The sequence below is a fragment of the Roseateles violae genome, assembly GCF_030410485.1.
In the GTDB taxonomy this organism is placed as follows: Bacteria; Pseudomonadota; Gammaproteobacteria; order Burkholderiales; family Burkholderiaceae_C; genus Roseateles_D; species Roseateles_D violae.
On sequence record NZ_JAUHHC010000002.1, the window covers coordinates 879455 to 892810 of the forward strand.

Genomic DNA, 13356 nt, shown 5'->3' on the forward strand with positions numbered 1-13356 from the left:
GGCTCCGCCTCCCTCCGTGGGGGAGGCTCCAGCTAGACTCACGACGCGGCCCCTTTTGGGGCCGCTCTGAATTCATGACTCATCGTCGCGCGGTTGTTCTGATGATTGTTGTCACCCTGCTGTGGAGCACGGCGGGGGTGGTGACGCGGCATCTGGAGGCGGCGCGCAGTTTCGAGATCACCTTCTGGCGCAGCGCCTTCAATGCGCTGGCCCTGGTGCTGGCGCTGGGCTGGATGCGCGGGCCGGCCTTGCTGGGCCAGCTGCGCCGGGCGCCGCGCCTGGTCTGGGTCTCGGGCCTGTGCTGGGCGGTGATGTTCACCGCCTTCATGGTGGCGCTGACAATGACCAAGGTCGCCAATGTGCTGGTGACGATGGCGCTGGGCCCCTTGCTGACCGCGCTGTTCTCGCGCCTGTTCCTGCATCACGCCCTGCCGGCGCGCACCTGGATCGCCATCGTCGTCGCCAGTGCCGGCATCGCCTGGATGTTCGGCCATGAGTTCGGCGCCGGGGGCGGCCTGCTTGGCGTGCTGGTCGCCCTGGGCGTGCCGCTGGCAGCGGCGGTCAACTGGTGCGTGCTGCAGCATGTCGGCCATGGCGAGGACGAGTCGGGCGACATGCCGCTGGCCGTGCTGATCGGTGCCTTGATCTCGGCCGGTCTGGCCCTGCCGCTGGCCTGGCCGTTGCAGGCCTCGCCGCATGATCTTGGCCTGCTGGCCGGCCTGGGCGTGTTCCAGCTGGCCGTGCCCTGCCTCTTGGTCGTGCGCCTGTCGCGCGTGCTGGCCGGGCCGGAGCTGGCGCTGCTGGGCCAGCTGGAGGTCGTGCTGGGCGTGCTCTGGGCCTGGCTGGGGGCGGGGGAAGACCCGTCTTCCGCGGCCCTGCTGGGAGGTGCTATGGTGCTGGCGGCTCTGGCCGGCAATGAATGGCTGGCCTGGCGAGCCGAAACCCGGCCGCGAGCTCCCGGCCGCGCCGCTGTTTCCCCGGCGTCCTCTTCTTCAAACCCCCAATCAACATCCCGGAGCGAGGCATGAAGCCGCCCCTGATTCCTGCATTGCAAGCCGATGGCCAGATCCAGGCCGAAGTGAATGGCTGCCTGGGCCTGATCACCCTGAACCGTCCGGAGACGCTGAACGCGCTGTCGCTGGCGATGATCCGCGACATGACGAGCCTGCTGCGGGCCTGGGCCGAGATGCCGGAGATCCAGGCGGTGGCGGTGCTGGCCGCGGCACGGCCGGGCAAGGCGCCGGCCTTCTGCGCCGGCGGCGACATCCGCTTCTTCCATCGCGCGGCGCTGGCCGGCGACGAGTCGCTGGAGGCCTTCTTCACCGAGGAATACGCGCTCAACCACCTGATCCACCATTACCCCAAGCCCTATATCGCGCTGATGGACGGCATCGTCATGGGCGGCGGCATGGGCATCAGCCAGGGAGCCAAGCTGCGCGTGCTGACCGAGCATTCGAAGCTGGCGATGCCGGAGACCAATATCGGCCTCTTCCCCGATGTCGGCGGCGGCTGGTTCCTCGGCCAGTGCCCCGGCCATGTCGGCGAATGGCTGGCGCTGACCGGCCAGGCGATCGCCGCCGGTGATGCGCTGGAACTGGGCCTGGGAGACGTGTTCGTGCGCAGCGAGCACCTGCCGGCGCTGCTGACGGCGCTGCGCGAGGGCGAGCAGAGCAGTGCCGAGCATGTGGTGGCGACGGTGATGGAGCGGGTCGACCTGGCGCCGGCGCCGGACCACCAGCGCCTGCGCCGCCAGATCGATCAGCATTTCGGCCAAGCCGATCTGCCGGCCATCATGGCCTCGCTGGCCGCCTCCGACGACGATTGGGCGCGCCAGACCCATGCAGGGCTGCGGAAGCGCTCGCCGCTGATGCTGGCCGTTACGCTGGAACAGCTGCGCCGCGCGCGCAGGATGGCCAGCCTGGCCGAGGATCTGCGCATGGAGCGTGATCTGGTCCACCGCTGCTTCCATCTGCGCCCGGGGCCGCTGAGCGAGACGGTCGAGGGCATCCGCGCGCTGGCCGTCGACAAGGACCATGCGCCGCGCTGGAACCCCGCTCGCATCGAGGACGTGACGCCGGCCATGGTGCAGGCCTTCTTCGACAGCCCCTGGTCGCCCGAGCAGCATCCGCTGCGCGCGCTGAGCTGAGCTGAGCGAGCGGCCCCGAACGGGGCCAGACCTTGCCGGATCGTCGCTTCGGCGCATCGATTTGCGCGGGCCGCGCTGCGCTGCGGTGGAAATCCGGCGTGGCTGCGGCCTAAACTGCCTTATCGATCCGCTGGGGGGCAGACCATGCTGCAGACCGTGACCCGAATGGCGAGCTATTTCCGCGACGCCGTTCCGTTCCGCATCATTCCGGCGCTGATCGCGACGGCCGTGCTCTTCGGCGTCTGGGCGATGCCGGTGCCCGAGGGCCTGACGCCCAAGGCCTGGGGCCTGGTGGCGATCTTCCTGACCACCATCGTCGCCATCATCCTCAAGGTGATGCCGATCGGCGTGATGGCCCTGATGGCCATCCTGATCACCGCACTGACCCAGGTGACGGCCAATTCGTCCAAGGCGGCGATCGCCGACACGCTGGGCAGCTTCGCCAATCCGCTGATCTGGCTGATCGTGATCTCGGTGCTGATCTCGCGCGGTCTGAAGAAGACCGGCCTGGGCAGCCGGCTGGGCTTCTACTTCATCTCGCTGCTGGGCAAGCGCACGGTCGGCATCGGCTACGGCCTCGCCATCTGCGAGCTGATCCTGGCCCCGTTCACGCCCAGCAACACGGCGCGCGGCGGCGGCATCGTGCACCCGATCATGAAATCGATCGCCAATGCCTTCGGCTCCGACCCCGAGCAGAAGACCGAGGGCAAGGTGGGCACCTATCTGGCCCTGGTCAACTACCACGCCAACCCGATCAGCTCGGCGATGTTCATCACCGCGACGGCGCCGAACCCGCTGGTGGTCGACTATGTCGCCAAGGTCACCAACCAGAGCTTCCAGCTCAGCTGGGGCACCTGGGCCCTGTGCATGCTGCTGCCGGGCCTGGTCTGCATGGCGCTGATGCCGCTGCTGGTCTATCTGCTGGCCAAGCCGCAGGTGACGCACACGCCCGATGCCGTCGCCTTTGCGCGCAAGGAGCTGGCCGCCATGGGCCCGCTCAAGCCCAAGGAGTGGGTGATGATGGGCACCTTCGCGATGCTCTTGCTGCTGTGGGCGGACCTGCCGGCCTTTCTGTTCGGCAAGGCCTATGCGCTGGACCCGACCGTCGTCGCCGCGCTGGGCCTGTTCACGCTCCTGATCACCGGCACCATCGACTGGGACGATGTGCTGTCCGAGAAAAGCGCCTGGGATACGCTGATCTGGTTCGGCGCGCTGGTGATGCTGGCCGGCGAACTGAACCAAGCCGGCGTCGTCAAATGGTTCTCGGACGGCCTGCGCGGCAGCATCGAGGCCAGCGGCATGAGCTGGCCGGCGGCCGCCGCCGTGCTGGTGCTGGTCTTCCTGTTCTCGCACTACCTGTTTGCCAGCACGACGGCGCACATCAGCGCGATGATGCTGGCCTTCCTGACCGTCGGCGCGCATCTGGTGCCGGCCGACTACCTGGTGCCTTTCCTGCTGATGATGGCGGCCTCCTCGGCCATCATGATGACGCTGACCCATTACGCGACCGGCACCTCGCCCATCATCTTCGGCAGCGGCTTCGTGACCCTGGGCCTGTGGTGGCGGGTCGGCTTCGTAATGGCCATCTTCGAGCTGCTGGTCTTTGCCAGCGTCGGCCTGCTCTGGTGGAAGCTGCTGGGCTTCTGGTAAGGGCCAGGCCTTGCGCCCTGCGAGCGCGGGAGTAGGATTGTCACGAACCATCGGCCCGGTCTTCAGACGCCAGAGGAGCGCATCATGATCTCGATCGAAATCTCTGCCTTGCGTGTCGTCCTGCTGGGCCTGGCCCTGGCCGCCGGTGCGTTGCCCGCGTCTGCGACCGAGCAGGCCAAGGAGCGGCGCGATTCGCGCGACGTGCGGCAGGACTCGCGCCAGGATTCGCGCAGCGAGAAGATCGACTGCCGCCAGGAAAACAACAAGAGCAATGCCGCCTGCCGTCAGGACAAGCGCGACAGCAAGCAGGACGGCCGCAAGGACGCCCGCGACGTCAAATACTGAGCGCGCAATGCCGGCGGAAGCCGGCCCGGGCCGGCAGACGGCGGCCCTTCTTGGGATAATTGCTGATCGGCTCGCTCCGCTGCTGCCCATCGGCGGCGCCGGGCGAGCCCGCCCATTCGCGCGACATCCGCGCCCAGCATGACAGAAACGGCGTACGGTGACGAATCCCAGCCCCACAGCGATCTCCTCCCATAACCCCTGGCGGCTGTCCGTTGCGCCCATGCTCGACTGGACCGATCGCCATTGCCGTTTCTTCCATCGCCTGCTGACGCGCCAGACCCGGCTTTATACCGAGATGGTGACGACCGGCGCGCTCTTGCACGGCGACAAGCCGCGCCATCTGGACTTCAACCGCGGCCACGAGCATCCGGTCGCCCTGCAGCTGGGCGGCTCGGAGCCGGCCGATCTGGCTGCCAGCGCGAAGCTGGCCGAGCAATGGGGCTATGACGAGGTCAATCTGAACTGCGGCTGCCCCAGCGAGCGGGTGCAGCGCGGCGCCTTCGGCGCCTGCCTGATGGCCGAGCCCGAGCTGGTCGCGGACGGCATCAAGGCGATGCGCGATGCGGTCTCGATTCCGGTCACGATCAAGCACCGCATCGGCATCGACCGCATCGAGAGTTATGACTTCGTGCGCGACTTCGTCGGCCGCATCGCCGAGGCCGGCTGCGAGGTCTTCATCGTCCATGCCCGCAATGCCTGGCTGCAGGGCCTGTCGCCGAAGGAGAACCGCGAGATCCCACCGCTGCGCTATGAGCTGGTGCACCAGCTCAAGCGCGAGTTCCCGCGGCTGATCATCGTGCTCAACGGCGGCGTCAAGGACGACGACGAGATCGAGGAACAGCTGCGCCATGTCGACGGCGTGATGGTCGGCCGCCAGGCCTATCACGAGCCCTGGCAGATGGTCGACTGGGACCGTCGCTTCTTTGGGCAGCCGGACCCGGCGGACAGCCGCGAGCAGGTCGAGGCGCTGTGGCTGGACTATTTGAGCCGTCTGCATGCCGAGGGTCGGGCCTGGCCGCAGGCGATGCGCCATGCGCTGGGCCTGTGGAACGGCCAGGCCGGTTCGCGCCGCTGGCGCCAGGTCTGGTCCGATCACAAGCTGAAGGGCCTGGCGCCGGCCGAGGTCGCCGCGATCGCCACGCGCGCGCGCAGCGAGGTGCTCGAGCAGCTGGCCGAGCCCCGCCCGCTGGCGGCCTGATTCAGCCCCGGCCCCGCCGCTTTCGTCGCACGGCGGTTGGCCCGGGTCGCCAGCCACGACGATGATGGCGCCATGCGCCACCTGCTTCGTTCGCTGCTGCTTTCCCTGCTGCTGTGCCTGAGCCCGCCGCTGCGCGCCGCGCCCGAGGCGATCGCCGACGGCGTCTACCTGCTGCGCGGCCATTTCGAGCCGGGCCGCCAGCCCGACGGCAATAGCGTGCTGCTGCGCGGCAGCGAGGGCTGGGTGCTGATCGACAGCGGCCGCCACCGCGCGCATACGCAGCAGCTGCTGGACTTCACGGCCGGCGATCTGAAGGCCGTCGTCAACACGCACTGGCATCTGGACCATCTGGGCGGCAATGCCTGGCTGCGCGAGCGGCAGCCGGGGCTGCTCGTCTACGCCAGCGCCGAGGTCGAGCGCGCGCTGGCCGGCTGGCTGGCGCAAACCCGCCGGCAGATGCAGGCCCTGGTCGACGATGGGAAGACGCCCGAGGCCGCGCGCGCGCAGATGCGGATCGACCTGGACCTGCTGGCGCAGGGCGCGGCCCTGCTGCCCGATCGCCGCATCGAGGCGCCGCTGTCGGCGCTCGCGCCGGCCGGCCGGGCGCTGCGCCTGGGGCTGGAGAGCGGCGTCAGCGGCGGCGATGTCTGGGTGCTCGACGAGGCCAGCGGCACCCTGATCGCCGGCGATCTGCTCACGCTTCCGGTGCCCTTTCTCGACACCGCCTGCGCCGAGGCCTGGAGCGCGGCGCTGCGCCGCCTGGAGGTACAGCCCTTCGAGCGCCTGGTGCCGGGCCATGGGCCGGTGCTCGACCGCGCCGGTCTGCGCCGCTATCGACGGGCCTTCGACGGCCTGCTGGCCTGCGCGGCCGGCGATCGGCCGGTGGCCGACTGCGCGGCCGCCTGGCTGAGCGATCTGGATGGCCTGATCGCCGAGGCCGACAAGCCGCGCACGCTGGGCCTGCTGAGCTACTATTTCAAGGCGCATCTGCGCGCCGCGCCCGAGCAGCGACTGCGCTTCTGCGCCGCGCCACCATGAAACCGATGCCCGTCTTCTTCCACTGCTACGACACCGCCCTGGGCTGCTGCGGCATTGCCTGGCGCGGGCAGGGCGCCATCGTCGGCTCGCAGCTGCCGGAAGAGAGCGCCGGTGCGACGCGCGACCGCATGCGGGTGCGCTTCCCGACGGCGCGCGAATCGGACCAGCTGCCGCCGGCCGTGCAGCGCGCGATCGCCGGGGTGCGGCGGCTGCTGGCCGGCGAGACGGCCGACGCGGGCGAGTTGCTGGCGGTCGAGCTCGACGAGAGTGGCGTGCCCGAATTCAAGCGCCAGGTCCATGCGCTGACCCGCCGCATCCCGGTCGGCCAGACCCTGAGCTACGGCGAACTGGCCGCACGCCTGGGCCAGCCCGGCGCGGCGCGCGCGGTCGGCCAGGCCGAGGGCAGCAACCCCTTCGCGCCCATCGTGCCCTGCCACCGGGTGATGGGCAGCGGCGGCCTGGGCACCGGCTTCTCGGCCCATGGCGGCGTCGAGACCAAGCTGCGGCTCTTGCGCATCGAGGCGCGTGCCGCCGGCCAGCCGGTCGGCGAGCAGACCGGCTTGTTCGGCTGAACGGCCGATAATCGCGGCCTACTTCCGAGGCCTTCGATGTCGTTTGCAAGCCTGGGCCTCGCGCCCGCCCTGGTCCGCGCGGTGCGCGAGCAGGGCTATCACGCCCCCACCGCCATCCAGGCGGCCGCCATTCCCGCCGTGCTGACCGGCCACGATGTGCTGGGCCTGGCGCAGACCGGCTCGGGCAAGACGGCCGCCTTCGCCCTGCCGCTGCTGCAGCGCCTCGTCACCGGCAAGCGGCCCGAGCCGCGCCGTCCGCAGGCGCTGGTGCTGGCGCCGACGCGCGAGCTGGCCGTGCAGACCGGCGAGGTGCTGCGCGATCTGGCGCGCTCGCTGCCCGAGCGGCTGAAGATTGCCGTCGCCTTCGGCGGCGTGTCCATCAATCCGCAGCTGATGGGCCTGCGCGGCGGCTGCGACCTCATCGTCGCGACGCCGGGCCGCCTGCTGGACCTGGTCGATCACAATGCGCTGCGCTTCGATGCGCTGGAGCTGCTGGTGCTGGACGAGGCCGACCGCCTGCTGGACCTGGGCTTTGCCGAGGAACTGCAGCGCATCCTGGCGCTGCTGCCGGCGCAGCGGCAGAACCTGTTCTTCTCGGCGACCTTCCCGGCCAGGGTGCAGGCCCTGGCCGAGGGGCTGTTGCGCGAGCCGCAGCGGATCGAGATCGCGCCGGAGCCGCTGCGCGTCGAGGCGATCGCCGAGCGCGCGATCCAGGTCGACAGCGCCCGGCGCACGCCGCTCCTGCGCCATCTGCTGCAAAGCGAGGGCTGGGAGCGTGCGCTGGTCTTTGTCGCGACCAAATATGCGACCGAGCATGTGTCGGACAAGCTCTGGGCCCAGGGCATCAAGGCGGCCGCCCTGCATGGCGAGCTCAGCCAGGGCGGTCGGACCCGGGTACTGGCGGCGCTGAAAAGCGGCGAGATCAAGGTGCTGGTCGCCACCGATGTGGCGGCGCGCGGCCTGGATATTCCGGAGCTGCCGGCCGTCGTCAACTACGACCTGCCGCGCGCGGCGGCCGAGTACACGCACCGCATCGGCCGCACCGGCCGCGCCGGCGCGAGCGGCGTCGCCGTCAGCTTCGTCGCTGCCGACAGCGAGGCGCATTTCCGCCTGATCGAGAAGCGCCAGGGCCGGCGCGTGCCGCGCGAGCAGGTTGCCGGCTTCGAGCCGACCGAGGTGGCCAGCGAGGCGCAGGCCAGCGGCGGCATCAAGGGCCGGCGCAAGAGCAAGAAGGACAAGCTGCGCGAGGCCGCTGCCGCCGCCACAGCAGCGGCCGCGTCGGCCTCAGCGACTTAGTCCCAGGGCGCCGTCTCCAGCGCCGCCGGCTCGGCGGAGGCCTTCGGCTCCAGGGTGGCCGGCGCCGGCAGCGTGGCCGCCAGGGCGGCGCCGGCGGCCAGGAAGTCGTGTTCGCCGCCCAGGCCCTCGATCAGCGCCGGGATCAGCTCGGCCAGCTCGCCGGTGGCGATCACCGCGTCGGCGTCGAAGGCCTCGTCCTTCTGCGGCTTGTCATGGCCCTCGAAGACCTGGTCCAGGAAGGCGACCTTCTTGATCGCCAGGGTGTCGGTCAGCATGAAGGACACGCGGTCCTTGTAGCTCATCGCCAGCCGGGTCGGGCGCTTGCCGCTGGTCAGGTGCTGGCGCACCTCGTCGATGTCCAGCGCATGACGGGCATAGCGGACCACCGATTTCTCGCCGTCCTCGCTCTTCAGCTCGCATTCGCGGTCGATCGTGAAGCCCTCGGGCGGCACACCGTCCATCAGCCAGGCGGCCATGCAGGTGGCTGGCGTCTCGGCGCTCTGCACCAGATGCAGCGAAAGGCCGTCCAGCGCCTTGATCAACAGGCTGACCACCTCTTCGGCGCGGGCCGGGCTCGAGGCGTCGATCATCATCAGGCGCTGCTCGGGCGCGATCCAGACCTTGACGCTGCTGCGCTTCTTGAAGCACAGCGGCAGCAGCTCATGCGTCGCCTGCTCCTTCAGGTCCTTCAGCGCCTTCTTGCCCGGCTTGCGGCCGGTCTGTTCCTCGATCTGGGCGGCGATCTCGTCGACCCGCTCCTTGACCACCGAGCCGGGCAGCACGCGCTGCTCGATCTGCAGTTTCAGGTGGTAGTGGCCATCGACCGCCTCGACCAGCAGCCCATGCTCCTCGCCGCGCGGCGGCACCCAGCCCAGGCTCAGCGCTTCGCTGGCCCCGCAGGGCTGGAACGGAGCCTTGGCCAGGCTTTCCTCGATCTGTTCGAGCGTCGGCTGCCAGTCGGCGCCGACGCGGTACACCATCAAATTCTTGAACACTGCGATGCAATCCTCGTCTAGCGGCCCGCCGCCGCCGTTCGAGCCGAGCGGCGGCGGGCGAAAAACAAAGATTGTGACGCAAAGCCGGCTGGATTCCGGCCGCGCTCAGGCGCGGCGGCGGATTCGGCCGGCGAGGGCGGCAAGACCGCACAGCAGCAGCGCGGCGCTGCCCGGTTCCGGCACGTTGACGGTGATCGCCTGCATCGTGCCGGTGAAACTGCCGTCCGACATGAAGGTCAGGCCGGTGACAAAGGCGGTCACCTCGAAGGGGTTCAGCTCGGCCGAGGTCTCGATGCCGCGTACCTCGAAGCGGTCGACGCCGCCGGCATAGCCATGCGCGGTGAAGTCGAAGGCCTGGCCGGCGGCCAGCCCGCTCTGCAGCAGGATCCAGCTGGCGCCGTCCCAGCCATAGACCTCGTAGAGGCCGTCGCCGACCTCGCTCGCGATCTGCACGCTGCGGAAGTTCGGGTCGCCGGCGCCGGTCTTGTAGCTGAAGCCGGTGGCGACGATGGGGTCGATGAAGGTGACGCTATTGGCCGAGACATGGGCCACATTGAAGCCGTACAGCGGACCGCCCAGCAGGCCGCTGGTCGTCGGCACCGGCGTCAAGGTCGGCAGCTGGATATTGCCGACGCCGCCGGGCAGGGTGTTCGGATCGATGGGCAGGAAATCGAAGTAGGAGCTGGAGCGCGAGACCGGCGTGCCATCGGCGCGCGTGTGGGTCAGCTCGATCGCGATCGAGTAATGCGTGCCGTATTGCAGCAGACCGGTCGGCACCGTGTAGTTGTTGCTGGGGAGCGCCTCGCTGATGTAGATCAGATCGCCCTGCTGGAAGCTGCCGGGATTGGTGGCGACGCGCGACACCACGGTCACCGGATGGCTGTTGTCGACGATGCGCACCCGCATCTCGCTTACGGACGCCGGTGGCGCGTTCGGCGAGACCCAGCTGATGGACGGCGTCAGGCCGGCGCCGTTGATCGTCATCGACTGCACGAAGGGCATGGCCGCCACATCGCCGATGGAGGGTGTCTGGATCACCGAGTTGGTGCCCGGTGCGAACGTGGGGCTGGTCGACAGGATCAGGCTCCAGGGCCCGGTCATCTTGTCGTCGTAGGGGCGCGAGGCGTAGTACTGGTGCGGGTAGAAGCTCCAGTCGCGCTCGAACAGGCGTTGCTTGATCCAGTCGGGGTCGCTGGCCAGCGAGCCGCAGACGGCGCCGCTGGGGCAGTTGGCCGAGTAGCCGTAGACCGTGGCGCCCGGCTGGTCCAGCGGCGGTTGCACATTCTGCGCGCCCCAGACCATGATGTCGCCGGTGGCGAAATTGCCGGAATTGGCGCTGTTCTGCTGGCGCAGCGAGAACAGCGTGCCGGTGGTGGGCGTCGCCGCATCGGCGCACAGGCTGGCCGCGGCCAGGGCGATCGCTGCGGCGCAGCGTCCGAGCAAAGAGGCGGGGTTCATCGGCGACTCCTGTCTGCCGCAGCGGTTGGGGCGGCGGCCGTCAAGCGTAGTCCGGCGCCGCCGGGGCGCTATCCCCAAATCAGACGATGTCGCCGCAAGCGGGCTCAGGCAGCGGCAGCGGCGATCTGGCGCAGCGCCTGCTCGAAGACCTCGGGCGGCTGGCCGCCGGAGATCAGGTGCTGGTCGTTGATGATGACCGCCGGCACCGAGTGGATGCCCGCGCGCTGGTAGAAGCTCTCGGTCTCACGCACCTCGGCCGCATAGCGGTCGCTGGCCAGCAGCGCACGCGCCTCGTCCTCGGGCAGGCCGACGGCGACGGCGCGCTCCAGCAGCAGCGCGTGATCGCCCGGGTTCTTGCCCTCGGTGAAATAGGCGCCGAACAGGGCCAGTTTCAGCGCCAGCTGCTTGGCCGGATCGAGCTCGCCGGCCCAGTGCAAGAGCCGGTGCGCATCGAAGGTGTTGTAGATGCGGTCGCGCGCGCCGGTCGTGAACGTGAAGCCCAGGGCCTCGCCGCGCTGGCGGATCGCCTCGCGGATCTGCGTGCGCTGCTGCAGCGTCGAGCCGTATTTGCGCGTCAGATGCGCCTCGATCTCCTCGCCCTCCGGCTCCATCTGCGGGTTCAGCTCGAAGGGCTGGAAGTGCAGGTTCACCGGCAGCTCGGGCATCCGGGCGAGGGCCTGCTGCAGCGACTTGAGGCCGATGATGCACCAGGGACAGGAAACGTCGGAGACGAAATCGATCTTCATCCCGCCACCTTAAACGATCTGCCGGTTGCTCGCCCGCGCCAGGTAGAACCACTCGGTGCCCGGCTGGGCATTCGAGGCCGGGAAGACGATGCGGCCGTCGTCCGGCGCCAGCACCGGCTCGCCGTTGGCGCGGGTGCCGATCTGCTGGCCCTTGCTGACCGGATCGAAGCTGGCCCAGGCGCGCACGAAGCTGTCGCCCTCGTGCTCGCGGTCGATCACCTCGTAGAGCTGCAGGAGTTCCGGCTTCGTCGCCGGCCGCGGCTCGACGACGCCCGGCTCCAGCATGCCCAAGAGCACCATCGTGCGCAGGATGGCCTTGTAGGCGAACTCGGGGCCGTCCGGGTCCAGGTGCTGGCCGCATTCCAGCGTGATGCCGTAGCCGCCCTGCGAGCGCTTGTACTCGGTCGTGCCGACGCCGTAATGCGGGTCCTGCTGCAGCATCGCCTGGCGCGAGCCGTCGCCGGCACGGGCGGCACGGCGCTGCAGGCCCAGCGCATAGGTCGACAGCCAGCCCTCGACGATGCGCTCGGTGCCGACGCAGGCGGCCAGGCGCCCCTCGGCCAGCTCGTATGCGAACGGTTCCAGATCGCCGTCGTTATTGCGCGGGCCCAGCATCGCGAAGGGCTTGCCCTGGCCCTGGAAGCTGTGCAGGTCCAGCAGCACATCGCAGGCGGCCAGCTGCGGGCAGAGCTGGGTGGCGATGCGGTCCTCGAAGTCCTGCGGCACGACCGGCGGGCGCAGATTGCGGTTCAGATTGCGCTCGCCCTCGCGCCGGCCCAGCCGATGCGCCAGCGGGTTGACGACCGGGATGAAGGTCACCGAGCCGCGCAGCAACTGCAGTTCGCCGCTGTCGAGCTCGGCCATCACGCGCGTGATGCCGCCGACGCCGGCGGTCTCGTTGCCATGGACGGCGGCTGTCACCAAGAGCTTGGGGCCGCGCTGCAGGCCGGCGAACTGGTGGATGCGCAGATGGCGGGGATGGGGAAGGTTGCTCATGCTGATCGTCTAGCAAAAGGGGGGAAATTTTCAGAGGCCCAGCCAGGCCGTTTGCAGGCTCTCGCCGGCCGGGCACAAGCGGGCCGCCAGGTCGGCCGCCAGCGCGCCGTCGCGCATCGCGCTGAGGCGGTACAGGGTCGCGAACGCGTAGTCGGGCGCGGCCGTGCCGGCGCCGGCGATCAGCTCGCCGCCGCGGCGCACGCTGTCGGCCAGAAAGGCCGGCAGGCGCAGGTGATAAGGATTGCGCTCGACCTCGCCGAGATGGCGGGACAAGGCCTGCACCAGGCGCGCCGTGTCGGCCACCGAGGTCTCGACCATCCAGTTGGGCGTGTCCAAGGTGCTCCAGAACTCGGTCTCGGCCAGCACCGTCGTCAACCGCGCCGCGGCCACCGCCTCGCAGACCAGGCGGTGCACGCCGATATGGGTGGCATTGCCGTCATGGCTGTGCGGCAGCAGGATCAGCTGCGGCCGGCGCTCGCGCAGCAGCTCGACCACCGTCTCCAGCTGCGAGCGCCACAGCGCCGGCTCGCGCGTCGCCGTGTCCGGCTTCAGGTCCTCGAAGCCCTCCTCGCGCAGGCGGATGTTCGCGAAGCCCAGCAGCGCGCACGCCGCCTCCAGCTCCTGCCAGCGCTCGGCGCGGCGGGTCCGATTGCTGCCCAGGGTGACGGCCACATTGGTGATCTGCCAGCCGGCCTCCCGGCGCAGGCGCAGCGGCAGGGCGCCGACGATGCATTCATCATCCGGATGCGGCGCGAAGATCAGACAGCTGCCGCCGGCCTGCTCAAGCCGGGCCGGCGCCGCGCTGGCCGGCGCGCCCAGCAACTCGGCAAAGGGCTCGACCCAGGCCTGCCAGCGGGCCAGGTCCTCGGCATCGCTCAAGTGGCGTTCGGGTTTCAGGGCGGGGGGCAGCATGGTC

At 69.8% G+C, this 13356-nt stretch carries 13 protein-coding genes; 8 read left to right on the forward strand and 5 right to left on the reverse strand.

The window, feature by feature from the left end:
* Positions 1-74 precede the first annotated feature (74 nt).
* From QWJ38_RS09500 to QWJ38_RS09535, 8 genes are all read left to right on the forward strand, one after another.
* Entirely contained in the window at positions 75-1028 is a 954-nt protein-coding gene (locus tag QWJ38_RS09500; RefSeq protein WP_290358804.1) for a DMT family transporter, read from the forward strand.
* Positions 1025-2146 (forward strand): enoyl-CoA hydratase/isomerase family protein, encoded by a 1122-nt coding sequence (locus QWJ38_RS09505; protein WP_290358805.1) that lies wholly within the window; start codon positions 1025-1027, stop codon positions 2144-2146. The genes QWJ38_RS09500 and QWJ38_RS09505 overlap by 4 nt, the downstream gene beginning before the upstream one ends.
* Before the next feature lie 144 nt (positions 2147-2290).
* Positions 2291-3796: a DASS family sodium-coupled anion symporter gene (locus QWJ38_RS09510; RefSeq protein ID WP_290358806.1), complete on the forward strand. Its 1506-nt coding sequence runs from the start codon at positions 2291-2293 to the stop codon at positions 3794-3796.
* A gap of 84 nt (positions 3797-3880) precedes the next feature.
* Entirely contained in the window at positions 3881-4141 is a 261-nt protein-coding gene (locus tag QWJ38_RS09515; protein WP_290358807.1) for a hypothetical protein, read from the forward strand.
* A gap of 220 nt (positions 4142-4361) precedes the next feature.
* Positions 4362-5339, forward strand: coding sequence for a tRNA dihydrouridine(20/20a) synthase DusA (dusA, locus tag QWJ38_RS09520; RefSeq protein ID WP_434063958.1), 978 nt, complete (start codon positions 4362-4364; stop codon positions 5337-5339).
* A gap of 72 nt (positions 5340-5411) precedes the next feature.
* Entirely contained in the window at positions 5412-6377 is a 966-nt protein-coding gene (locus QWJ38_RS09525) for an MBL fold metallo-hydrolase (protein WP_290358808.1), read from the forward strand.
* Between the two features lie 5 nt (positions 6378-6382).
* Positions 6383-6949: a methylated-DNA--[protein]-cysteine S-methyltransferase gene (locus QWJ38_RS09530; protein WP_290358809.1), complete on the forward strand. Its 567-nt coding sequence runs from the start codon at positions 6383-6385 to the stop codon at positions 6947-6949.
* Positions 6950-6985: 36 nt separating this feature from the next.
* Entirely contained in the window at positions 6986-8245 is a 1260-nt protein-coding gene (locus tag QWJ38_RS09535) for a DEAD/DEAH box helicase (RefSeq protein WP_290358810.1), read from the forward strand.
* On the opposite strand, the gene QWJ38_RS09540 is transcribed toward QWJ38_RS09535, so the two are convergent.
* The 5 genes from QWJ38_RS09540 to QWJ38_RS09560 form a co-directional block, all read right to left on the reverse strand.
* Positions 8242-9240: a recombination-associated protein RdgC gene (locus tag QWJ38_RS09540; RefSeq protein WP_290358811.1), complete on the reverse strand. Its 999-nt coding sequence runs from the start codon at positions 9238-9240 to the stop codon at positions 8242-8244. The genes QWJ38_RS09535 and QWJ38_RS09540 overlap by 4 nt on opposite strands.
* Before the next feature lie 105 nt (positions 9241-9345).
* Positions 9346-10698, reverse strand: a complete 1353-nt coding sequence (locus QWJ38_RS09545) for a PEP-CTERM sorting domain-containing protein (RefSeq protein WP_290358812.1) — start codon at positions 10696-10698, stop codon at positions 9346-9348.
* A 104-nt stretch (positions 10699-10802) separates the two neighbouring features.
* Positions 10803-11444 carry a DsbA family oxidoreductase gene (locus QWJ38_RS09550; RefSeq protein ID WP_290358813.1) on the reverse strand — a complete coding sequence of 214 codons (642 nt, stop codon included), beginning with the start codon at positions 11442-11444 and terminating at the stop codon, positions 10803-10805.
* A gap of 9 nt (positions 11445-11453) precedes the next feature.
* Positions 11454-12440 carry a M14 family metallopeptidase gene (locus QWJ38_RS09555; RefSeq protein WP_290358814.1) on the reverse strand — a complete coding sequence of 329 codons (987 nt, stop codon included), beginning with the start codon at positions 12438-12440 and terminating at the stop codon, positions 11454-11456.
* Positions 12441-12470: 30 nt separating this feature from the next.
* Positions 12471-13352 (reverse strand): PIG-L deacetylase family protein, encoded by an 882-nt coding sequence (locus QWJ38_RS09560; RefSeq protein WP_290358815.1) that lies wholly within the window; start codon positions 13350-13352, stop codon positions 12471-12473.
* Positions 13353-13356: the final 4 nt, after the last annotated feature.

Excerpts from the sequence above, each read along its gene's own strand:
- QWJ38_RS09500 (WP_290358804.1), top strand. The coding sequence starts at position 75 with ATGACTCATCGTCGCGCGGTTGTTCTGATGATTGTTGTCACCCTGCTG.
- QWJ38_RS09505 (WP_290358805.1), top strand. The coding sequence starts at position 1,025 with ATGAAGCCGCCCCTGATTCCTGCATTGCAAGCCGATGGCCAGATCCAG.
- QWJ38_RS09510 (WP_290358806.1), top strand. The coding sequence starts at position 2,291 with ATGCTGCAGACCGTGACCCGAATGGCGAGCTATTTCCGCGACGCCGTT.
- QWJ38_RS09515 (WP_290358807.1), top strand. The coding sequence starts at position 3,881 with ATGATCTCGATCGAAATCTCTGCCTTGCGTGTCGTCCTGCTGGGCCTG.
- dusA (WP_434063958.1), top strand. The coding sequence starts at position 4,362 with ATGCTCGACTGGACCGATCGCCATTGCCGTTTCTTCCATCGCCTGCTG.
- QWJ38_RS09525 (WP_290358808.1), top strand. The coding sequence starts at position 5,412 with ATGCGCCACCTGCTTCGTTCGCTGCTGCTTTCCCTGCTGCTGTGCCTG.
- QWJ38_RS09530 (WP_290358809.1), top strand. The coding sequence starts at position 6,383 with ATGCCCGTCTTCTTCCACTGCTACGACACCGCCCTGGGCTGCTGCGGC.
- QWJ38_RS09535 (WP_290358810.1), top strand. The coding sequence starts at position 6,986 with ATGTCGTTTGCAAGCCTGGGCCTCGCGCCCGCCCTGGTCCGCGCGGTG.
- QWJ38_RS09545 (WP_290358812.1), bottom strand. The coding sequence starts at position 10,698 with ATGAACCCCGCCTCTTTGCTCGGACGCTGCGCCGCAGCGATCGCCCTG.
- QWJ38_RS09550 (WP_290358813.1), bottom strand. The coding sequence starts at position 11,444 with ATGAAGATCGATTTCGTCTCCGACGTTTCCTGTCCCTGGTGCATCATC.
- QWJ38_RS09555 (WP_290358814.1), bottom strand. The coding sequence starts at position 12,440 with ATGAGCAACCTTCCCCATCCCCGCCATCTGCGCATCCACCAGTTCGCC.
- QWJ38_RS09560 (WP_290358815.1), bottom strand. The coding sequence starts at position 13,352 with ATGCTGCCCCCCGCCCTGAAACCCGAACGCCACTTGAGCGATGCCGAG.